At 75.7% G+C, this 21,079-nt stretch carries 18 protein-coding genes; 8 read left to right on the top strand and 10 right to left on the bottom strand.

Going from position 1 to position 21,079, the window contains the following annotated elements:
• Nucleotides 1–324: 324 nt before the first annotated feature.
• From ACI79G_RS12570 to ACI79G_RS12535, 8 genes are all read right to left on the bottom strand, one after another.
• Complete coding sequence (locus tag ACI79G_RS12570) at nucleotides 325–633, bottom strand: hypothetical protein (RefSeq protein WP_456881464.1); 309 nt, start codon at nucleotides 631–633, stop codon at nucleotides 325–327.
• A 79-nt stretch (nucleotides 634–712) separates the two neighbouring features.
• The gene (locus tag ACI79G_RS12565; RefSeq protein ID WP_456881463.1) at nucleotides 713–1,606 is read right to left on the bottom strand and encodes an endonuclease I family protein; all 894 of its coding nucleotides are present in this window, start codon (nucleotides 1,604–1,606) and stop codon (nucleotides 713–715) included.
• A gap of 174 nt (nucleotides 1,607–1,780) precedes the next feature.
• Nucleotides 1,781–3,025, bottom strand: a complete 1,245-nt coding sequence (locus ACI79G_RS12560; protein ID WP_456881462.1) for an ABC transporter substrate-binding protein — start codon at nucleotides 3,023–3,025, stop codon at nucleotides 1,781–1,783.
• Nucleotides 3,022–4,272, bottom strand: coding sequence for a branched-chain amino acid ABC transporter permease (locus ACI79G_RS12555; RefSeq protein WP_456881461.1), 1,251 nt, complete (start codon nucleotides 4,270–4,272; stop codon nucleotides 3,022–3,024). Before ACI79G_RS12555 ends, ACI79G_RS12560 begins: the two co-directional genes overlap by 4 nt.
• Complete coding sequence (locus tag ACI79G_RS12550) at nucleotides 4,265–5,155, bottom strand: branched-chain amino acid ABC transporter permease (protein ID WP_456881460.1); 891 nt, start codon at nucleotides 5,153–5,155, stop codon at nucleotides 4,265–4,267. Before ACI79G_RS12550 ends, ACI79G_RS12555 begins: the two co-directional genes overlap by 8 nt.
• Nucleotides 5,152–6,018: an ABC transporter ATP-binding protein gene (locus ACI79G_RS12545; RefSeq protein ID WP_456881459.1), complete on the bottom strand. Its 867-nt coding sequence runs from the start codon at nucleotides 6,016–6,018 to the stop codon at nucleotides 5,152–5,154. The genes ACI79G_RS12550 and ACI79G_RS12545 overlap by 4 nt, the downstream gene beginning before the upstream one ends.
• Entirely contained in the window at nucleotides 6,006–6,794 is a 789-nt protein-coding gene (locus tag ACI79G_RS12540) for an ABC transporter ATP-binding protein (protein WP_456881458.1), read from the bottom strand. Before ACI79G_RS12540 ends, ACI79G_RS12545 begins: the two co-directional genes overlap by 13 nt.
• A gap of 391 nt (nucleotides 6,795–7,185) precedes the next feature.
• The gene (locus ACI79G_RS12535; protein WP_456881457.1) at nucleotides 7,186–7,551 is read right to left on the bottom strand and encodes an STAS domain-containing protein; all 366 of its coding nucleotides are present in this window, start codon (nucleotides 7,549–7,551) and stop codon (nucleotides 7,186–7,188) included.
• A 231-nt stretch (nucleotides 7,552–7,782) separates the two neighbouring features.
• Here ACI79G_RS12535 and ACI79G_RS12530 point away from each other — a divergent pair, with 231 nt between their 5' ends.
• Complete coding sequence (locus ACI79G_RS12530) at nucleotides 7,783–8,076, top strand: hypothetical protein (RefSeq protein WP_456881456.1); 294 nt, start codon at nucleotides 7,783–7,785, stop codon at nucleotides 8,074–8,076.
• Between the two features lie 207 nt (nucleotides 8,077–8,283).
• Complete coding sequence (locus ACI79G_RS12525) at nucleotides 8,284–8,646, top strand: hypothetical protein (RefSeq protein WP_456881455.1); 363 nt, start codon at nucleotides 8,284–8,286, stop codon at nucleotides 8,644–8,646.
• A 95-nt stretch (nucleotides 8,647–8,741) separates the two neighbouring features.
• Here ACI79G_RS12525 and ACI79G_RS12520 read toward each other — a convergent pair whose 3' ends face one another.
• Nucleotides 8,742–11,846: a sacsin N-terminal ATP-binding-like domain-containing protein gene (locus tag ACI79G_RS12520; RefSeq protein WP_456881454.1), complete on the bottom strand. Its 3,105-nt coding sequence runs from the start codon at nucleotides 11,844–11,846 to the stop codon at nucleotides 8,742–8,744.
• Nucleotides 11,847–11,888: 42 nt separating this feature from the next.
• Between ACI79G_RS12520 and ppk2 the strand changes: the two genes are divergently transcribed.
• The 4 genes from ppk2 to ACI79G_RS12500 all read left to right on the top strand — a co-directional run bounded on the left by ppk2 (nucleotide 11,889) and on the right by ACI79G_RS12500 (nucleotide 16,418).
• A complete protein-coding gene (ppk2, locus tag ACI79G_RS12515) occupies nucleotides 11,889–12,818 on the top strand; it encodes a polyphosphate kinase 2 (protein ID WP_456881453.1) in 930 nt (309 codons plus the stop codon).
• A 45-nt stretch (nucleotides 12,819–12,863) separates the two neighbouring features.
• The gene (locus ACI79G_RS12510; protein ID WP_456881452.1) at nucleotides 12,864–14,375 is read left to right on the top strand and encodes an aldehyde dehydrogenase family protein; all 1,512 of its coding nucleotides are present in this window, start codon (nucleotides 12,864–12,866) and stop codon (nucleotides 14,373–14,375) included.
• Nucleotides 14,372–15,985 carry a GMC family oxidoreductase gene (locus ACI79G_RS12505; RefSeq protein ID WP_456881451.1) on the top strand — a complete coding sequence of 538 codons (1,614 nt, stop codon included), beginning with the start codon at nucleotides 14,372–14,374 and terminating at the stop codon, nucleotides 15,983–15,985. Before ACI79G_RS12510 ends, ACI79G_RS12505 begins: the two co-directional genes overlap by 4 nt.
• Before the next feature lie 166 nt (nucleotides 15,986–16,151).
• Nucleotides 16,152–16,418, top strand: coding sequence for a hypothetical protein (locus ACI79G_RS12500; RefSeq protein WP_456881450.1), 267 nt, complete (start codon nucleotides 16,152–16,154; stop codon nucleotides 16,416–16,418).
• Nucleotides 16,419–16,770: 352 nt separating this feature from the next.
• On the opposite strand, the gene ACI79G_RS12495 is transcribed toward ACI79G_RS12500, so the two are convergent.
• Nucleotides 16,771–18,090, bottom strand: a complete 1,320-nt coding sequence (locus ACI79G_RS12495; protein WP_456881449.1) for an MFS transporter — start codon at nucleotides 18,088–18,090, stop codon at nucleotides 16,771–16,773.
• Nucleotides 18,091–18,162: 72 nt separating this feature from the next.
• Between ACI79G_RS12495 and ACI79G_RS12490 the strand changes: the two genes are divergently transcribed.
• Together ACI79G_RS12490 and ACI79G_RS12485 are read left to right on the top strand one after the other, a co-directional pair.
• Nucleotides 18,163–19,182: a GlxA family transcriptional regulator gene (locus ACI79G_RS12490; protein WP_456881448.1), complete on the top strand. Its 1,020-nt coding sequence runs from the start codon at nucleotides 18,163–18,165 to the stop codon at nucleotides 19,180–19,182.
• Between the two features lie 223 nt (nucleotides 19,183–19,405).
• A complete protein-coding gene (locus ACI79G_RS12485; protein WP_456881447.1) occupies nucleotides 19,406–20,989 on the top strand; it encodes a DEAD/DEAH box helicase in 1,584 nt (527 codons plus the stop codon).
• Nucleotides 20,990–21,079 lie beyond the last annotated feature (90 nt).

Genomic DNA, 21,079 nt, shown 5'->3' with positions numbered 1-21,079 from the left:
GGGGATGTCGTTCGCCGACGCCGTGCAGAACCGCGCGATGGTCGAACCGGCCCAGGGGGAACCGGACGTGCCCGCGCTGCTCTCGGACCTCGACGCTCTCGGCGTCCCGCTGATGGCGATCGTGGCACACGGCGTGTACCCGCGTCCCCGGACGTGCCCCTGCCGATCGCGACGCGCACGCACCGCTGCTACAGCGACCGGGGCGTGCGCACCACCCGCGCGTGATGCCCGTGGGGCCGAGGCCCGACGGAGGTGGCGGGTCCGGCCGTCGTGACGACGGCCGGACCCGCCACGCCCGGGAGGCTCCGGTACACCAGCGGACGGTCAGTAGGCGATGGCCGCGCTGGGGACGACCAGGCCACGCGGCTCGAACTCCTCCACCACCGGCTGGCCGGGGGCCGCCTGGCCGCCCGACACGGAGGCCGTGGCGGGTTCGACGACCTCGGCGAAGAACCGGTCGCACTTCTCCTTGGACTCCCAGATCTCCAGCACCTGGAAGCCGTTGGTCGTGGGCCGGCCGACGTGCAGCAGCATGCCGTCGATCCCGCCGGTGCTGCGTCGCGCCACCTCGGCGTGCACGGCGTCGTAGAACTCGATCGGCGCCGGGACGTCCATGACGAGCCCATGGGTCATGGCGGACTCCGTTCTCCTGTGCAGCCGGGGTCGGGCGGTCTCGACGGCTCCCCGTGCCGGCCGTCGTCGGGCACGGCTCTCAAGGACCCCCCGGCGGTCCCAGGAGCGGCAGCAGGCGGCGGGCCAGCTCGGGGTGGTCGATGAAGGGGTTGCGGTTCCCCTGCCGCTCGGAGATGGCGGCGTTGCGGTGGCGCTCCCACTCGGTGACCGGCTCCTCCTCGTGCCAGGCCACCAGCACCCGCTGCCGCTCCGGCGGCATCTCGTCGACTTCCACCAGACCCGGGTAGCGCAGGAGGAAGTAGAGGACGGCCCGGGCGGCGGGTCCCTTGCGGTGTGCCGGCTCGAACCGGTTCGCCCCGCTCTTGCCGCAGTCGTCCCGCACCACGTCGAGCGCCAGGCCAGCCGCCGGCTCGGGGAAGTCCGTGAACTCGTCGTAGGGGGTGTTGCCGCGGAAGCCGTTGCAGCGGGTCTCGCACGCGAACAGGTGGTGCAGGTCTCCGCGCATCGGCTCCCGTCTGGTGAACCAGCTCTGCGGGACCACGTGCTCGCAGTTGAACGGCAACGCATCCTCCACCTCGCCCAGCACCTCGCAGGCGTCCCGTGCCTCCGGGACACCGAGCCGGCAGGTCAGCTCCTGGGCGCGGGCCTCGGCGATGGCGAGGTCGGCGCGGATCAGCTCCTCCGGGTCCCACTCGTGGCTGGTGTACAGGCTCCGGAGCTTCCCCGTGGGCTGCAGGTCGACCCAGGGGTACAGCTCCCTGGCCGGCTTGTATGCCGGCTTGCGCACGTGGGTGCGCGTCACGAGGTCCCCGAACCGCTCGGGCGCGACCTCGCCGTAGTAGCTGTCCGCGGCGGCGGCATCGGCATCGGCGTCGTAGTAGACCCGCTCCCGGGCCTCGGCCAGCTCGGCGAGCGAGGCCGCCACGTCGGCCGCCGTCAGCCCGGGCACCTGCAGGACGTCGGTGACGCTCACCGGGCAACACCTACCCGGGGAGCGTCACCGTGGCGTCAACGGTTCGGTCCCGTCGGCGCGCCCCCACGCTGGTGGGAGCACGCGGGGACGTCGGACCGATCCGCGGGCCGGCTCCCGCAGCGAAACGGCGCCCCCTCCGGGAGGAGGGGGCGCCGCCGGAGGTTCACCGCAGGGTCAGCGCAGGCCCTCCGCGAACTCGCCCTCGAACGCCTCCTGGACGACGGTGGCGCCACCCGGGACGTCGGCCGGCCGCAGGATGAAGCTCTGCAGGCTGGGCGAGCGACCGGTCTCGAAGCCGTCGATCGGGACGACCAGGCCGCCGGTGTCGACGTCCTGCAGCTCGTTGAAGGCGTTGACCACGCCCGCTCGGGTGAGGTCACCGTTCTCGCAGGCCGCGTCGAGGACCTGCTTCATGATCGCGCTCATGCCGTAGCCGACCAGCACGCCGAGGCTCGGCTGCACGTTCGGGTAGGCCTCCTGGTACTGCGCGAGCAGCTCGGGCTGGGCGTCGAAGGCCGACACCGGGCTGGCCACGTACAGGTTGTCCTTGAGCGCCTGCGCGGCCGGCCCCTGCAGCAGACCCGGCGCGAACACCGGGTTGCTGCCGATGATCGGCACGTTGAGCCCCTGGGCCGCCGCCACGCCGGCCGCGGACGCGGTCTGCGTCGGCGCGACGGTCAGGGCGATGGCGTCGACCCCGGCCGCGGCGAACTGGGTGATCTGCGCGGTCATGTCCTGGTCGGTCGACTTGATCTGCTGGGGGATGATCGTCAGCCCGCGCTCCTCGGCCACCGCCTCGCTGCCGGCCAGGCCGTTCTCGCCGTACTCCCCCTCGAAGTAGATGTGCCCGACGGTGTCGCCGTCCTGCAGCAGCCCCTGGTCGAACAGGTAGGAGTAGCCGTTGGCCAGCTCGACGTCGTAGGTGGCGCCGACGACGCCGGTGCCGGGGATCTCGGTCAGCGTGCGCGCCCAGGCCGACGGGAAGTTGACGATCTGGTCGGCCTCGTACTCCGGGGCGAGCGCGGTGTTGATCGGCGAACCGATCGTCTGCTGCATCGCCAGGATGTTGGGCTCCATGCCGCTGTAGAGCTGCACGCCGGTCTGCGGGACGTAGTTGGTGTCCTGGACGTCGAGCTCGACGGTGTAGGTGTCGCAGACCTGGTTGTCCTGCCAGAACAGCGTGTTGGCGTTGGTGATGTCCTGGCCGAGCGCGGCGAACACCCCGGTCAGGTCGGTGAGGACGCCGAGGGTGATCGTCGTCCCCTCGATGCCGACGTCGGTCAGGACCTCGCCGCCCGAGCCGCCCTCTCCCCCTCCGCCGCCGCCGGACTCCGGTGCCCGCGTGCTGCAGCCGGCGGTCGCCACGACGACGGCCGCGGCGACCGCGGTGGTCGTGCGCAGTGCCTTGCCTGTTCTCATCTGGTGTCGCTCCCTTGCGATGGACGGACGGAGGGGGTCGGTGCGGAGCCGGGTTGCTCCGGGGGTGGGGTGGTCACCCCGCCGCGAGCGGGCGCACGGCCCCGGCGGAGGCGTTGGGTGACGCGCTGCGCGATGCCGGCCAGCCCGGCGGGCTCGAACAGGACGACGAGGATGATCGCGGCGCCGTAGAGGAACCGGGCGGCGAAACCGGCGGAGATGCCGCCCTGGCCCGGTGCGCTGACCAGCGGCAGGACGTCGGCGTACTGCTGGAACAGCAGCGGGAGCGCCGTGACGAACAGCGCGCCCAGCGCCGCGCCGCCCACCGAGCCCAGCCCGCCCAGCACGATCATCGCCAGGTACTGGATGGAGACGACGAGCGTGAAGGACTCCGGGGCGATGCTGCCGATGGACAGCGCGTAGAGCACCCCGGACAGGCCCGCGTACATCGAGCTGACCAGGAACACCCGCGCCTTGTAGGCCTGCACGTTGACGCCCATGACCGACGCGGCGACCTCGCTGTCCCGCAGCGTCTGCAGCGCCCGGCCGGGCCGGCTGCGCAGCAGGTTGCGGGCGAAGACGTAGGCGGCCAGGGCCAGGACCAGCCCGAGGTACCACAGCCGCTCGGCCTCCCGGAACGGCACGCCCAGCACCCACAGCTGCGGGTCGCTGTTGCCGAAGGTGAAGCCGAACAGCGAGAACTCCGGCGCCGCGCGGCCGTTGAAGCCGCCGGTCACCGGCGTCCAGGTGTTGAGCACGTGGACGCCGATGAAGACCAGGCCCAGCGAGGCGACGCCGAGGTAGATGCCCCGCAGCCGCGCCGCGATCGGGCTGAAGACCAGCCCGGCCAGCCCGGCGAGCAGGACGCCGACGACCATGCCGACGATCGGCGGCAGGCCCAGCCCCTCGAGTGCGGCCCGGGTGCCGAGCCCGCCGGACTCCCCCGAGATGTAGGTGTAGCTGACCGCGCCGACGGCGAGGAAGAAGGCGTGCGCCAGGGACAGCTGGCCGGTGGTGCCCACGAGCAGGTTCAGGCCGATGGCGCCGATGGCGGCGCCGAACACCGCGAAGCCGGTGCGCAGCCAGAACTCGTCGAAGTACAACGGGAAGACCAGCAGGAACACCAGCAGCGCCGCGATCAGCACCCACTTGACCACGGTGCCGCGGCGGATGGTGCGGGTCGGCCGGGCCGGTGCGGACGACGCCGCGCGGGAGGCCCCCGACGGTCGGGAGACGGTCTGCTCAGACACGGGTCAGCTCCTTGGTGCCGAAGAGCCCCGAGGGCCGGACGAGCAGGACGGCGATCATCACGACGTAGGGGACGACCTCGCCGAAGCCGCGACCGAGGAAGAGCAGGTGCTCCTGGTAGCCGGCGGCGAAGGTCTCGGCGAGCCCGATGAGCAGCCCGCCCACCAGCGCGCCGCCGGTGGAGTCCAGGCCCCCGAGGATCGCCGCCGGGAAGGCCCGCAGCGCGGTGGCGTACACCGCCGAGCTGACGCCGGGGGTCGGGCTGCCGACCAGGAACAGCGCGGCCACCCCGGCCAGGACGCCGGCGACGACCCAGGCCAGCGCGGAGACCCGGCCCTGCCGGATGCCCATCAGCGCCGCCGTCTCGCCGTCCTCGGCCGAGGCACGCATGGCCACGCCCCAGCTCGAGTACTTGAAGGCCACGAAGAACAGGACGATCAGGACACCGGCGACGACCATGGCGATCAGCCGGTTCTGGGTGATCCCGATGCCGCCGATGCGGACCGACTCCCCGCCCCACGGGTGCGGCACGTTGAGGATGTCCGGGCCGATCCGCCGGATCAGCTCGGTCAGCAGGATGATGTCGACGCCGATGGTGACGATCGCCAGGCTGATGACGGGCGCACCCCGCAGCCGGTTGATGATGAAGCGCTCGATCAGGAACGCGGCCAGCGCGGTGACCAGCAGGCCGACGAGCACGGCGAGCAGGAAGCCCAGCGGCTCGGACAGCCGCGCGATCGAGTACGCGCCGAGCAGCAGCAGCGAGCCGTGGGTGAAGCTCACGACCTCGCTGGCCTTGAAGATGATCACGAAGCCGAGCGCGATCAGCGCGTAGATGGCGCCGAGCGACAACCCGTTGAGCAGGAGCGAGAGGAACTGGGTCACGAGGTGGTCCCTGGCGTCTCGGTGGTGTGGTGGGCGGCGGCCTCGGCCGGCCCCTGGTCGTCGCCGGAGCCCAGGTAGGCGCGGATGACCTCGGGGTCGGCCTGCACCTGGGCCGGGGTCCCGTCGGCGATCCGGCGTCCGAAGTCCAGGACGGTGACCCGGTCGGCCAGGGACATGACCATCCCCATGTCGTGCTCGACGAGGACGATCGAGATGCCGAGCGCCGAGCGGATCTCCCGGATGGCCTCGGCCATCCGGCCGGTCTCCTCGGCGTTCATCCCGGCCACCGGCTCGTCGAGCAGCAGCAGGCGCGGCTCGGTGCACAGCGCCCGGGCCACCTCGACCCGCTTCTGGTCGCCGTAGGACAGCACGCCGACGGGGGTGTGCAGCTTGTCGCCGAGGTCGAGGAACTCGGCGATCTCCCGGATCCGCTCGCCGTGCACCTTCCCCTCCCGGGTGGCGCGGGGCAGCCGCAGCCCGGAGGCGAGGAACCCGGCCTTGGTGAGGTGGTGGCGGCCGAGCATGAGGTTCTCGGCCACCGACTGGGCGCCGGAGAGGGCGATGTTCTGGAACGCGCGGGCCACGCCGACCCCGGCGATCTGGAACGGGCGCATCTGGTCGAGCCGGACGTCGCCGAACCGGACCTCCCCCGAGGCGGCCTTGTAGACGCCGGAGAGGACGTTGAACATCGTCGACTTACCGGCGCCGTTGGGCCCGATGACCGCGTGGATGGTCCCCGGCGCGACGGTGAAGGAGACGTCGTTGAGCGCCTGGATGGCCCCGAAGCGGACGCTCACGTGCTCGACCTCGACCGGCGGGACGTCGGGGCGGGTCTCGGTCGCGGCCGCGGTCACGCCGTCCACCGCGAGAGCGTGCGGCGGGAGTGGCGGCCGACCGGCCCGGAGGCCCCCGGGTCGCCGTGGCCGAGGTAGAGCCGCTGCACCTCGTCGGTGCGGGCGAGCTCCTCGGCCGGCCCGGACAGCGACACCCGGCCGACGTCGAGGACGTAGGCCAGGTCGGCCACGCCCAGCGCCATCGTGGCGTTCTGCTCGACCAGCAGCACCGAAGTGCCCTGCCGGTTGATCTCGGCGACCACCTCGCCGATCTGGCCGATCACCCGTGGGGCCAGCCCCAGCGAGGGCTCGTCGAGCAGCAGCAGCTTGGGGCTGGCCATGAGCGCCCGGCCGATGGCCAGCATCTGCTGCTCACCGCCGGAGAGCAGTCCCGCCCGCTGTCCGCTGCGCTCGGCCAGCACGGGGAACAGGTCGTGCACCCGGGCGTGCGCGGCGGCCTTGGCGGCGCGGTCCCGGTTGCCCATCCCGCCGGCGCGCAGGTTCTCCTCGACGGTGAGCCGGCCGAAGATCCGCCGGCCCTCCGGCACCTGGACGACGCCCCGCCGGACGATCTGGCCGGGGTCGCGGCCGGTGAGGGCCTCGCCGTCGAAGTGCACCGAGCCCTCGTCCACGCGGCCGCGGTGCAGCCGGAGCGTCCCGGAGATGGTCCGGAGCAGCGTGCTCTTGCCGGCGCCGTTGCTGCCGAGGACCGCGACGACCTTGCCGTCGGGGACCTCCATGGTCACGCCGCGCACGGCCTCGACGGCGCCGCCGTAGGTGACCCGCAGCGAGTCGATGCTCAGCATGCGGGCCGCTCCGCGGTCGTCCCCGACGGGTCGGCCGGTGTCCGTCGTGTGCCGCGCCGTGGAACGGCATCGGCCTGTGAGCTGAGGCACATGGCCGCAGACTGTAAGCGCACGGCGCGCCGATCCGTCCAGTGCCCACGCGGATCGTGATCAGTAGGTGACCTGAACTGGTGACGGGCTCCCCACCAGGGCATTCAGGTTGCAGACCCCAACTTCCGGACGCGCACGACGGACCCATCGTCGAGCGGGTCCGTCGTGACGGCGGGTCAGGACGGCGGGTCAGGACGGCGTCCCGGGCCGGCTCCGCCGTGGCCCCTGGTGACGTCCTGGAACGGCCCCCCTGCAGGGTCCCGCCGCGAGCCTGCGAGTGGTGGGAGCAGGGGGTCCTTCGTCAGGCCGCGCCGACTCCTGCGCCGGACGCGGGCTGCTCGACGGTGAGCAGGTCGTAGAGGCCGGTGATCTGCAGCGGCCGGACGACCGCCCGGCCGGAGGCGAGCACCCGGAGGGCGACGCCGGCCTCGGTCGCGCGGCGGTGGGCGCCGGCGAGCACGCACAGGCCGGCGGAGTCGAGGAAGGTCACGGCGTCGAGGTCGATGGTGAGCGTCGGGACGCCGTCGGCGAAGGCCGTGTCCAGGACCTCGCGCAACTGCGGGGCGGTGGAGGAGTCGACCTCACCGCGGACGGTGAGCAGGACGCCGGTGGCGGTGGACCCGGTCACGTCGATGGAGACCAGGTCGGGGACGGGAGCAGCGGTCACGGTGCGCCTCTCGGAGGTAGGCGAACCCGTGCGGAGGGCCACGACGACAGCCGTGGCACGACGCGGAGTCCGGCATCTGGTGCCGCGGCTGACTGTTGAACCGCTGCCCCCGACCGTAGGGACCTGCGACACCGATATCAAGGCCTGCCGGGGAGGTCGGGATCCAGCGGCCCCGGACCGCGACCTGGTACGGCGACCGGGTCCGCTCCGCGGACGGGGATACTGGACGGCGTGGCGCGGCGACTGATCGGGTGGGGTGGGGTCTGGCTGGTCGGCTCGATCGCCGCCTTCCTGCTGCTCGACCCGATCCTCGCCTCCTTCCTCGCCATCGTCGGCCTGTGCCTCTGGGGCGTCGCGGTGCTGTCCAGCGGCTGGGAGCAGCACCCCTCCTTCGAGCAGCGCGAGCTCGCCCGGGCCCGCCGGCGCGCCGAGCGCCGGGAGCGGACCAAGGACGCCCGGGCCCGCGACCGCGCCCGCTGGGAGGCCCACCAGCGGCGCAAGGCGGAGCGCGAAGCCGGCCGGTGAGCCGTCGGCGGCGCTCCGGTAATCCGGTCGACGGCGCCGCGGCGCGTCCGTAGCGTCGTCCGCATGCGGTCCTGACCCGTCCCCCGGAACGCCCCGCGGGTCGAGCACGTGCTCCCCGCCGTCCGCGCCGTCCTCCTGCGCCGGCGCCTCCACCCGCTGTCCCCCGGCTGCCGGTCGCGCAGCCCTGCCCTCCTCCGGAGGTCTGCCTTGTCACGCCCGCACCGCGCCCTCGACGGCGCACCCGCCACCGCCCGCGCCGCCCTCCCCGGGACGGAGGCGGCCGACCTCGACCGCCTGGCGCACGCCGTCCTCGCCCGCCCCGGCGCCGCCCTCGGCGCCGTGCTGCGCGCCGTCCTGCCCGGCACGGCCGGCGCCCGGTGGCTGCGGTCGGAGGGCCTGCCGCCCACCACCCGCGCCGCCGACCTGACCGCCGAGCAGTGGTTGTCGCTGCACCGCTGCTGCGCCGCGGCCGGGCACGTCCCGGGACCCGCCAGGGCCGGCGGGCGCAGCGGTCGACCGTCGGCGCACGGGCACGCGCCCGGCGCGATGGCCGCACCCCGCTGGCACTGAAAGGACCCCCTTGCCCCCCGCCACTCGCGAGCTCGCGGCGGGACCCTGCAGGGGGGCCGCCGAGGCCCGTCACCAGGGACGCCGTCGGACCCGACTCACGGGCCGACGGCGTCCTCGGCGGCGAGCGCGGCGGCGCGGTCGGGGTGCGCGAACGCCTCGGCCAGCGCCTGGCGCAGCGGCCACGCCCCCGCCCGCCAGGCCAGCGCCCGCCCGAGCGCGTCCGGTGTGCCGTCGACGTGGTCGACCCCGTTCCCCGGCCACCACGGCACCGCCCGGCCACCGACCCGCAGCGGCTCGTGGACGGCGACCTCGCCGGACAACTCGCTCACGCCCAGCCGTGCGGCGGCCAGCCCCGCCCCGGGGACGTCGGCCCAGCGCACGGTGCGCGCCGGACGGCTCTCCACCCGCGCCCGGACCACCTCGCCGGCCAGCGGCAGGTCCAGCAGGTCGGCGACCGGTCCGGGCGCCCCACCCGCGGGCACGAGCGCGGAGTCGACCAGTGGCAGTGACCACGGCGCGTCGAGGACGACGGCCTGCGCGGCGGGCACCACGCGGTCCGGGGCCACGCGCACCCGGTCCGGCGGGTCCACGTCGACGCCGTCCAGCGCCGCGGCGAGCCGGGCGTGCACGGTGCGCAGCACCGCCGGGGCGACGGTCCGTCGCGGGTCGCCGAGCCGGTCGAGCAGGTCGAGCGCGCCGTCGACGCCGGCCAGGACGTCGTCCACCGAGGCCGGGAGCCGCAGCAGGTCGAGCAGGGCCGGGGCGGCGTCGGCCGGTTCGTACAGTCCCCGCAGCTCCGCCGCGTCCGGGTGCCGCAGCCGGTCCGGGCGCCGCCCGCCGAGCACCGGGTGCGTGCCGAGCCACCAGCGCAGGTAGCCGGGCACCGGCACCCCGTCGAGGACGACGTCGGCCCACGCCCGCGCGGGCAGCTCGGCCAGCAGCGGCAGCGCGCCGGCCCAGTCGGCGACCAGTTCGAGGTCCCGGACGGCGGTCAGCGGCGGCCAGGCCGGCGCCGGCGCGTCGGCGGGCAGCCGGTCGAGGACGGCGTCGGCCCAGTCCTGCGCGCCGTCGACGTCGAGGTCGTCGGGGTCCTCGGCGGACACGAGCGCGAAGCCGTCGAGCACGCCCACGGCGCGCAGCACGTCCGGGTCGGCGTCCACCGCGGGGTCCAGCGTCCCCAGCGCCCCGTCGGCCAGCACGGCGGCGAAGCGCGATCCGGGCAGCACCAGCTCCCCCGCCGGCGCCCAGCCGCCGTCGGCGTCGGGCAGCGCCAGCTCGGCCAGCCACGGCAGCTCCCCGGGCGCGGGACCGGACGCGGCGACCAGCGCCAGGACGGCGTCGGCGAGCGCAGCCGGGTCGCGGTCGGGATCCCAGTCGTCGTCGGCCGCGTCGACCGAGGTCTCGACCGCCGTCCGCACCTCCGGGTCGTCGAGCACCGCGGCGGCGGTCGCGGGGCGGGCGCCGAGCCGCTCCAGCAACCGGCGGGCGGCGGGCAGGACGACGGCGTCCGGATCGGCCACCCGCAGCCCGAGCGGACCCAGTCGCGCCACCGGCAGCCCCTCGTCGGGCAGCAGCACCCCCGACGGGCCGTGCGCGGTGCGGCCGTCGGCGAGCGGCACCGGCAGCGCGGCCAGCTCCTCGCGCTCGGCGCCGTCCAGGGCGGTGTAGAGCCGCGCCCACCACTCCGGCGGCCGGGCGACGCCGCGGACCGCCTCCACCGCCTCGGCGGTGCCGATCCGGCGCACCCCGAGGGCGGCGAGCGCGGGGAGGTCGCCGCGGCCGGCCCAGGCCGCCGGCAGCAGCCCGGGCAGGACGCCGGTCAGCGCGGCCACCCGGTCCTCCGTCGGCTCGGCGAGCACGGCGGCCCGGCCGGGAGGCTGGCGATCGCGCTCCGTCCCGGCCACCGGCAGCCACGCGGCCTCCCGCAGCCGCTCCAGGGCTGCGGTGCCCAGGGCGGCGTCCAGCTCGGCGCCGGCCAGTCCGACGCGCGGCACCAGCGCGAGCACCCCGCCGTCCCCGCCCGCCCGGTCGGCCAGCTCCGCGACGAGGTCGGCGTAGGCACCGGCCGCCTCGGCCACCAGCGCGTCGGTGACCGGCCCGGGCAGCACGTGCCGCCGGTCGGGCCCCAGCGGGAACGGGGCGATCAGCCGGGCGGGCAGGGTCAGCGGCTCGTCGCTGGGCGTCGGGCAGTGCACCCGCTGCGGCAGCGGCAGGGGCACCGGCCGGCCGTCGTCGTCCACCGGCACCGCCCAGGTGAGCGACCAGGCGCGGCGCTCCCGCTCCTCGACCGGCCGGCCGGCGAGCAGCTCCTCGGGCAGCAGGCCGTCCCGCCGCGCGAGCCGCCAGACCGTCGTCCGGTCGCCCTCGGTCAGCTGCGCCCGCGTGCCCGCGTACCGCACCGCCAGCGACCGCACCGCGCCGTCGAGGACGACGTCGATCCCGGCGAGGCCGGGCAGCGCGAGCAGCAGCTCGGGCTCCAGCTCCTCGAGCGCGGCCCGGACGGCGGCCCGCGACCCGGTGCGCAGCGGCAGCACCACCTCGGTGGCGAAGCCCTCGGGCGGGGTCCCCTCGGCCGGCCAGGGCAGTCGCAGCACCGGCACCGCGCCGTCCCGGCGGGCCACCTCGTCGGTGAGCGCGGGGATGCCGGCGACCTCGGCGCGGGTGCGGTCGGCGCTGAACGCGACCCCGCCGGTGGTGGAGTGCACCGCCGGCCCGTCGGTGACCGCGAGCACCGCGGCGAAGCCCACCCCGAACCTGCCGACCGTCTCGGTGCGCGGCCCGCCCGGGACCACGGACCTGCCCACGGTGTCGAGCCTGGGCCCGCCCGCGGGCCCGGACCGGCCTGCGGACCCCTGCTCGTCGCGCTTGGCCGACGCGCGGAGGGTGGCCAGGCCCTGCACCCCGGCGGCGTCGAGCGGGGCTCCGGTGTTGGCCGCACGCAGCACCTCTCCCCCGGCGCCGTCGTCGGCCAGGTCGAGCCGCAGCCGCCCCGGCACGCCCGCCCGGGCGGCGGCGTCGGCGGCGTTCTGCGCCAGCTCGACCAGGAGCCGGTCGCGGTAGCCGCCGCGGACGAGGTCCTCCTCGGCGTTGGCGTCCTCGCGGAAGCGGGCCGGGGAGTCGGCCCAGGCGGCGAGCACCCGGCGCCGCAGCCCGGCGGTGTCGAAGGGGTCGTCTCCCGAGGCGTCGGAGGGGTCGGCCACGCCGTCAGCATGGCAGCGGCGCGGAGGGGTACCCCCCGGTGCGTGTCCGAGATCGACGTGTCCCAGTACCGGTTGCAGGCCCTCCCCGACGACGACTCCGACGAGGACTGGGACGACGACGGTGAGCTCTTCGGCCCCGACGGCGAGCGGATCGAGACCTGGCGGGAGGGCTATCCGTACAGCGAGCGGCTGCCGCGCAAGGAGTACGAGCGGGAGAAGCGCCGGCTGCAGATCCAGCTGCTGCGGCTGCAGGGCTGGGTGAAGGAGTCCGGCCAGCAACTCGTCGTCCTCTTCGAGGGCCGCGACGCCGCCGGCAAGGGCGGCACCATCAAGCGCTTCACCGAGCACCTCAACCCCCGCGGCACGAAGGTGGTGGCGCTGGACAAGCCCTCGGAGCGCGAGCAGACCCAGTGGTACTTCCAGCGCTACGTGGCGCACCTGCCCGCCGCCGGGGAGATCGCCCTGTTCGACCGGTCCTGGTACAACCGCGCCGGCGTCGAGCGGGTGATGGGCTACTGCACCGACGAGCAGTACCAGCGGTTCATGCGCCAGGCGCCGGAGTTCGAGCGGATGCTCGTCGACAGCGGCATCCGGCTGGTGAAGTTCTGGTTCTCGGTGTCCCGGCGCGAGCAGCGCACCCGCTTCATCGTCCGGCGGATCGACCCGGTGCGGCAGTGGAAGCTCTCCCCCACCGACCTGGCCTCGCTGGACCACTGGGACGACTACACCGCGGCCAAGGAGGCGATGTTCGCCGCCACCGACACCGACCACGCACCGTGGACGGTGATCAAGAGCAACGACAAGAAGCGGGCCCGGCTGGAGGCGCTGCGCCACGTGCTCTGCTCGCTGCCCTACGAGGGCAAGGACGAGGCGGTCGTCGGGCAACCGGACCCGAACATCGTGGTGGCCGCCGCCGACGTGCTGGAGTCCGACCGCGAGGCGCTCGAGCGGGATCTGGCCGCGGCCCGCTGACCTGGGCCACGGCCGCCGATCCCTACCCGCGGGTAACCTGCGGCCATGTCGCTCGCCGAGCAGAGGGGCGGCGCCGAGAGCCCCGCCGCCGAGACGTTCGAGTCGACCGCGCCCGCCACGGGCGTGGTCGTCGGCGTGTTCCCCGTGCATGGGCCGGACGACGTCCGCGCGGCCGTGGACCGTGCCCGCGCGGCCGCCGCGACGTGGGCCGACCTCGGCTTCGACGGCCGCCGGACGCGGCTGGCGGCCTACCGCGGCTACCTCGCCCGCCGGGTGCACGAGCTGGCCGACCTGGTGCACCGGGAGAACGGCAAGCCGCACGCCGACGCGATCCTCGAGATCACCCTCACCGTCGACCACCTCGCCTGGGCGGCCACCCACGCGCGCAAGGTGCTCGGCCCGCGCCGCGTGAGCCCGGGCCTGCTGGCGGCCAACCACGCGGCGTGGCTGGAGTACCAGCCGCTCGGGGTCGTCGGCGTGATCGGCCCGTGGAACTACCCGGTGTTCACGCCGATGGGCTCGATCGCCTACGCGCTGGCGGCCGGCAACGCCGTCGTCTTCAAGCCCTCCGAGCACACGCCGGCCGTGGGCACGTGGCTGGCCGACGCCTGGCGGGCCGCCGTCCCCGACGTCCCGGACGCCCTGCAGGTCGTCACCGGCCTCGGGGAGACGGGCGCGGCGCTGTGCCGCGCGGGGGTGGGCAAGCTGGCCTTCACCGGCTCGGCGCCCACCGGCCGGAGGGTCATGGCCGCGGCTGCTGCGACCCTCACGCCGGTCCTCATGGAGCTCGGCGGCAAGGACGCGATGATCGTCGACGACGACGCCGACGTGGCCGCCGCCGCCGACGCCGCCGTGTGGGGCGCGATGAGCAACGCCGGGCAGACCTGCATCGGGATAGAGCGGGTCTACGCCACCGAGCGGGTGTACGACGCCTTCGTCGCCGAGGTGACCGAGAAGGTGCGCGGGCTGCGCCCGGGCACCGACGACGCGGCCGCGTACGGCCCGATGACGATGGCCGCCCAGACCGACGTCGTCCGCCGGCACCTGGACGACGCGGTCGCCGCCGGTGGCCGGATCGCGGTCGGGGGCACGGTGGAGGGCCGCGTGGTCGCGCCGACCGTGCTGCTCGACGTCCCGGAGACCTCCGCCGCGGTCCGCGAGGAGACCTTCGGCCCGACGCTGACCATCACGCGGGTGCGCGACGCGGACGAGGCCCTCGAGCTGACCAACGCCAACGCCCACGGCCTGGCCGGCGCCGTGTTCTCCCGGTCCAGGGGCCGCGCGATGGACCTCGCCCGCCGGATGCGGAGCGGCATGACGTCGGTGAACTCCGTGCTCACCTTCGCCTCGGTGCCGGCGCTGCCCTTCGGCGGCGTGGGCGAGAGCGGCTTCGGCCGGGTCCACGGCGAGGACGGGCTGCGCGAGTTCACCCGCGCCAAGGCCATCACCCACCGGCGTTTCGGGCTGCCGGTGGAGCTGATGAGCTTCACCCGGCCCGCCGCGGCCGCCGACGCGCTCGCCCGCGTGGTGGGCCTCGTGCACGGGCGGCACCGGTGACCAGCGGCGAGGAGTTCGACGTCGTCGTCGTGGGCGCGGGCTCGGCCGGCTGCGCGCTGGCCGCGCGGCTCTCCGAGGACCCGTCGCTGCGGGTGCTGCTGCTGGAGGCCGGCGGTTCGGACGACGTCCTGGAGGTGCAGGTCCCGGCCGCGCTGCACAAGGTCTGGCGCACCCGGCGGGACTGGAACTACACGACCGAGCCCCAGCCCGGCCTGGGCGGGCGGCGGCTGTTCTGGCCGCGGGGCAAGCTGCTGGGCGGGTCGTCGTCGATCAACGCGATGGTCTACGCCCGGGGTGCGGCCACCGACTACGACGAGTGGGCCGAGCTGACCGGCGACCCGTCGTGGTCCTACGAGCACGTGCTGCCGCTGTTCCGCCGGATGGAGGACAACGCCCGCGGTGCCGACCGCTTCCACGGCGTCGGCGGGCCGTTGCGGGTGGAGGACCCGCGCTCGCCGCACACCTGGTCGCGGGCGGCCGTGGAGTCCGCGGTCGCCGCCGGGTACCCGCGCAACGACGACTTCAACGGCGCCACCCAGGAGGGTGCCGGGCTCTACCAGCTCACCCAGCGCCGCGGCCGCCGCTGGTCGGCCGCGGACGCCTACCTGCACCCGGCCGCCGCCCGGCCCAACCTGACCGTGCGGACCGGCGCGCTGACCACCCGGGTGCTCCTCTCGGGCGGGCGGGCCACCGGCGTCGAGTACCGGTCCGGCGGGCAGACCCGCACCGCGCACGCCGCGGCCGAGGTGGTGCTGGCCGGCGGGGCGGTCAACTCGCCGCAGCTGCTCATGCTCTCCGGCATCGGGCCGGGAGCGCACCTGCGCGAGGCCGGCGTCGACGTCGTGCACGACCTGCCCGGGGTCGGCGGCGGCCTGCAGGACCACCCGCTGGTGCCGGTCGTCTGGCACACCCGGTCGGGGCGGTCGCTGTTCCGGGCGGAGTCGCCGTCGGGCTACGCGCGCTGGTTCGGCGCCCGCCGCGGGCCGCTGACCTCCAACCTGGCCGAGGCCGGGCTGTTCACCCGCTCCCGGCCGGAGCTGCGCGAACCGGACCTGCAGTTCCACTTCCTGCCGGTGAAGTTCTGGCGGCAGGCGGAGGTCGACCCCGACGTCGACGCGTTCACCGCCGCCGCCGCCCTGGTGCGGGTGCACTCCCGCGGCTCGGTGCGGCTGCGCTCGGCCGACCCGACCTGGGCGCCGGCCATCGACGCCGGCTACCTCGCCGACGAGCGCGACCTCGACGCGCTGGTGTGCGGGGTCGAGAAGGCGCGGGAGATCGCGTCGACCGGCCCGCTGACCGCCGTCCTGGCCGAGGAGTGGTCCCCCGGCGGCACGGTGCGCTCCCGGGAGGGGCTGCGGCAGGCGGTGCGCGACACCCTCGAGTCGCTGTACCACCCGGCGTCCTCGTGCCGGATGGGCACCGGCGACGACGCGGTGGTCGACCCGCAGCTGCGGGTGCACGGCGTCGACGGGCTGCGGGTGGTCGACGCCTCGGTGATGCCGACGCTGGTGCGCGGCAACACCAACGCCCCGACGATCATGATCGCCGAGCGGGCGGCCGACCTGATCACCGGCCGCACCGTCGACCCGGCCCTCACCGGCACCGCCTGAAGACCCTGCACGCCGGCACGCTCCCAACGCATGCTCGCTCCCGACCGGAGACGCCCCCGGGAGGGGCACATGGCCCGTGCACCGCAGGAGACCTCCCAGCGCCACGTGGCCGTGATCGGTGCAGGCGACGTCGACGCGATCGTCGCCGACCACGCCGGGGACGGGGGTGTCCACGTCCCTGCTCGGTGACCTCCCGGACGCCGCCTGGGAGGTGCCCACCCAGGTGTCCGAGGGGGACGTGCTGCTCATCGGGTGGACGGCGGTCGCCGAGGAGGCCCGGGCGGGGGGCGCCGGCACCTGCGTCGTCGCGGACGACGCGATCCGGGTCCGGACGGTGCTGCTCTCCCTGGAGCGCCCTGCGCAGGCCGGCCTCCCGAGCGGGGTGCCCGTCCGGTGTATCCGTCGGGGGGCCTCGACGCTCGGACGGGTGTGAGCACCGGACGGCCACCCGAGTCCTGGCCCTACCTCCACCTGCTGGAACTCGCCCACGCGCTGGGCCACGCTGACGGCGGGCTCGCCGCGAGCATCGAACCGGCGGAGCCGGTCGGCCCGGGGTCGACGTCCTGCCGGGGTCGTGAGCCCGGGGAGTTCGCCCTCCTGCTGTGGGCCGACCGGCCGGGCGCTCCCCCGAGCGGCCTCCGGCTGAACGCGCCCCTCTGGTACGCCCAGGGCTTCGCCGAGGGCCTGGCCGCCGAGCGGCGCCGGAGCGAGCCGGCGGGAGCGGGGCGGCCCCCTGCAGGGTCCCGCCGCGAGCCTGCGAGCGGTGGGGGGCAGGGGGTCCTCCCTCAGCCGTGCGCCTGGGCGGCCGCGGCCTCCTCGCGGTCGGTCGGCAGCGCCGTGCCGACGGCGGGCTGCGAGGTGCGCGGGATGAGGAAGGACATGGCCGCCGCGGCGACGCACAGCGCGCCGGCGAGGAACCAGGCCAGGTCGTAGGAGCCGGTCACGTCGCGGATCACGCCGCCGCCGAAGGCCGCGAACGCCGAACCGACCTGGTGCGAGGCGAACACCCAGCCGAACACCACCGGTGCCCGGGGGCCGAAGAACTCGCGGCACAGCGCCAGGGTCGGCGGCACGGTGGCCACCCAGTCCAGGCCGTAGAAGACGATGAAGGCGACCATGCTGACGTGCAGGTCGGGACCGAAGAGGGCCGGCAGCAGGAACAGCGACAGGCCGCGCAGCCCGTAGTAGGCCAGCAGGAGCAGCCGCGGGTCGGCGCGGTCGGTCAGCCAACCCGACAGCACCGTCCCGGCGATGTCGAAGACCCCCACGACGGCGAGCAGCCCGGCCGCCGTGGTGATCGGCATGCCGTGGTCGTGCGCGGCCGGGATGAAGTGCGGCTGCACCAGCCCGTTGGTCGACAGCCCGCAGATGAAGAACCCGCCGGCCAGCAGCCAGAACGGGACCGTCCGCGCGGCGGAGAGGAGCCCGCGCAGCGCCGTCCGCGCGGCGCCGGTGCGCACCGGGTCGGCGTCGTCGGCCGCCGTCCCGCCGTAGGGGACGACGCCGACGTCGCGCGGCCGGTCGCGCAGCAGCCACAGCACGAGGGGGACGACGGCCAGCGCGGCCGCGGTGGTGCCCAGCGACGCCGAGCGCCAGCCCCAGTTCGCGTCGGCCCAGGCGACCAGCGGGAGGAACACCAGCTGCCCGGTCGCCCCGCCGGCGGTGAGGATCCCCGACACCAGGCCGCGGCGGGCCACGAACCAGCGGCCGGTCACCGTCGCCACCAGCGACAGCGCCATCGACCCGGTGCCCAGGCCCACGAGGAAGCCCCACAGCAGCACCAGCTGCCAGCTCGCGGTCATGAAGACGGTCAGCCCGCTGCCGGTGGCGGTCAGCAGCAGCGCCGCGACGACGACGCGGCGGATGCCGAAGCGCTCCATCAGCGCGGCGGCGAACGGCGCGGTCAGCCCGTACAGCGCCATGTTGACCGCGACGGCGGCCGAGATCGTCGTGACCGACCAGCCGAACTCCGCGCGCAGCGGCTCGATGAGCACCCCGGGCACCGCGCGGAAAGCCGCGGCGCCGACCAGGGCCAGGAAGGTCACCGCGGCGACCCACCAGGCGGGGTGGACGCGGTGCGTGCGCGGCGCGGCGGTGCTCGTCACGACGGAGAGCATGGCGGACGCCGCGGACGACCGGACAGTGGCCCGCTGGCCAACACGTGCAAGGATCCGGCCATGGCAGCAGGCCCGAGTCCGGCCATGGCAGCAGGCCCGGTCCACGACGTCGCCGTCCTGGCGCTGCCCGGCTCCATCGCCTTCGAGCTCGGCCTGCCGCACCGGCTGCTGGAGTCCGCCGTCGACGCCGACGGGCACCGGCTCTACCGCGTGCGGGTCGCGACGCTCGACGGCGGCCCGGTGCGCACCTCGGCCGGCTACTCGATCACCCCCGAGCACGACGCCTCGCTGCTGGCCTCGGCCGGGACGGTCGTCGTCCCGGGGGTGCACGGCGGGCCGGCGATGACCGACGGCACCCTCCCCGACGGTCTCGGCGAGACGCTGCGGGCCGCCGCCGGGCACGCGCGGCTGGTGTCGATCTGCACCGGCGCCTTCGTGCTCGCCGCCGCCGGCCTGCTCGACGGGCGCCCGGCCACCACGCACTGGATGCACGCGGAGGCCTTCGGCCGCCTGTTCCCCGCCGTCCGGCTCGACCCCGGCGTGCTCTTCGTCGACGACGGCGACGTGCTCACCTCGGCGGGCAACGCCGCCGGCATCGACCTGCTGCTGCACCTGGTCCGGCGCGACCACGGCCACGAGGTGGCCAACCGGGTGGCCCGGCGCAACGTCGTCGCCCCCTGGCGCGAGGGCGGCCAGGCGCAGTTCGTCGAGCGGCCGCTGCCCGAGGTGGGCGACCACGGGACGGCGGCCACCCGCGCCTGGGCCGTGGAGCGGCTCGGCGAACCCCTGACGCTGGCCGACCTCGCCGCCCACGCGCGGATGAGCGCGCGCACCTTCACCCGCCGGTTCCGCGACGAGACCGGCCTGTCGCCGCTGCGCTGGCTCGCCGGGCAGCGGCTGGCCCTCGCCCGGCAGCTGCTGGAGTCCACCGACGCGCCGATCGACCGGGTCGCCGCCGACGCCGGCTTCGGCACCCCCGCGTCGCTGCGCCAGCACCTGCGGGCCTCCATCGGGGTCGCGCCCGGCACCTACCGGCGCAGCTACCGCGGCGGCGGTGTGACGGGGCACTCCCCCGTCTGACGGCACAGGCCAGCGCCGCGTCTGGTTGAGTAGCAGTACCGGCGCCGCCCTGCTGCCCATCCGGGGCGCGGGACTCGACGTCGGGCTGCGGCAGCGCCACCCCGGCGCGCCCGGCTGTCCGACGTCCCGCCGATGACGCAGTACCCGTCGCTGCCCCTCGCAGCGCCGCTGGTGCGCTCGTGCCGGGTCGCCCGACGGCGAACCGAGCACCGAGGAACACCCCATGACCTCGCACGACCCGACCACCGCTGCCCCCGAGGGCACCCGCGGGCGCCGTCGCGGCGGCCGCGGCCGCGGCAACCGCCCCACGACCGGTCAGCAGCCGGCTCCGGCGACCCCTGCCCCGGCGCCGACCCCCGTCGTCCCCGTGGGCGCGGACGCCACCGTCCTCCCCACCGACGCGACGTTCGCCGACCTCGGCGTGCCCGCTCCGCTGGTCGAGGTGCTCGCCGCCAGCGGCATCACCGCGCCGTTCCCCATCCAGGTGGCCACGCTGCCCGACACCCTCGCCGGGCGCGACGTGCTCGGCCGCGGCCGCACCGGCTCGGGCAAGACGCTGGCCTTCAGCCTGCCGCTGGCCGCCCGGCTGGCCGCCTCCGACAGCCGCCGGCAGCCCAAGCGGCCGCGCGCGCTGGTGCTGGTGCCGACCCGCGAGCTGGCCAACCAGGTGCTCGCCGTCGTCGACCCGCTGGCCCGGGCGCTGGACATGAAGGCGACCACCGTCTTCGGCGGCGTCGGGCAGAACCCGCAGGTGCAGGCGCTGGCCGGCGGCATCGACGTCCTCATCGCCTGTCCCGGCCGGCTCGAGGACCTCATCGGCCAGGGCCACTGCGACCTCTCCGCCGTCGAGATCACCGTCCTGGACGAGGCCGACCACATGGCCGACCTCGGGTTCCTGCCCGGCGTCAAGCGGCTCATGGACCGCACTCCGGCCACCGGTCAGCGGCTGCTGTTCTCCGCGACCCTGGACAACGGCGTCGACGTGCTGGTCAAGCGCTACCTGTCCGCCCCCACGACGCACTCGGTCGACCCCGCGGTCGCGCCGGTGTCCACGATGACCCACCACGTGTTCCGGGTGGAGGCCACCGACAAGCCGGCCGTCGTCCGGGAGCTGGCCTCCGGGCTGGGCCGCAGCGTGCTGTTCACCCGCACCAAGCACCAGGCCAAGAAGCTCGCCAAGCAGCTCACCGCGGCCGGCGTCCCGGCCGTCGACCTGCACGGCAACCTCAGCCAGAACGCCCGCGAGCGCAACCTCGAGGCGTTCAGCTCCGGCAGCACCCGGGTGCTGGTCGCCACCGACATCGCCGCGCGCGGCATCCACGTCGACGACGTCGCGCTGGTCGTCCACGTCGACCCGCCGGCCGAGCACAAGGCCTACCTGCACCGTTCGGGCCGCACCGCCCGGGCCGGCGCCGGTGGCACCGTGGTCACCGTCTCCACCCCCGACCAGGCCGGCGAGGTGCGCACCCTCGCCCGGCAGGCCGGCATCACCCCGACGGTGAGCGCCGTCCGCCCCGGCGCCGCGGAGATCAGCGCGCTGACCGGGCCGGCGGCCCCGCACGTCGAGCCGGCGCCCGCGCCGGAGCCCCAGCCGCAGGGCCAGGGCGGCGGCCGGCGCCGCCGGTCCGGGGGCGGCTCCGGTCGCGCCGCCGGCCAGGCCGGCACCGCCTCCGGCGGCGGGACGACGTCCGCCCGCGGCCAGGGCCGGACCTCGGGTCCGGCGCGCACCCGCGCCGAGCTCGCGGCGCGCGCCGGGACGCACTCGGCGGCGTCGTTCAGCGGACGCTCCCGCCGCGGCGGGCGCTGACCGGGCCGGGGCGGCGACGACGGTTGACGCCCCGGCTGGTGGGCACTGGACCGTCCGACCAGGTCCTGACCGTCCGCGACCAGCGAGGAG

The sequence above is a fragment of the Geodermatophilus sp. SYSU D00779 genome (genome assembly GCF_054050595.1).
Note: the sequence above shows the minus strand (reverse complement) of the source record. Positions and strands in the feature narration are given on the sequence as shown.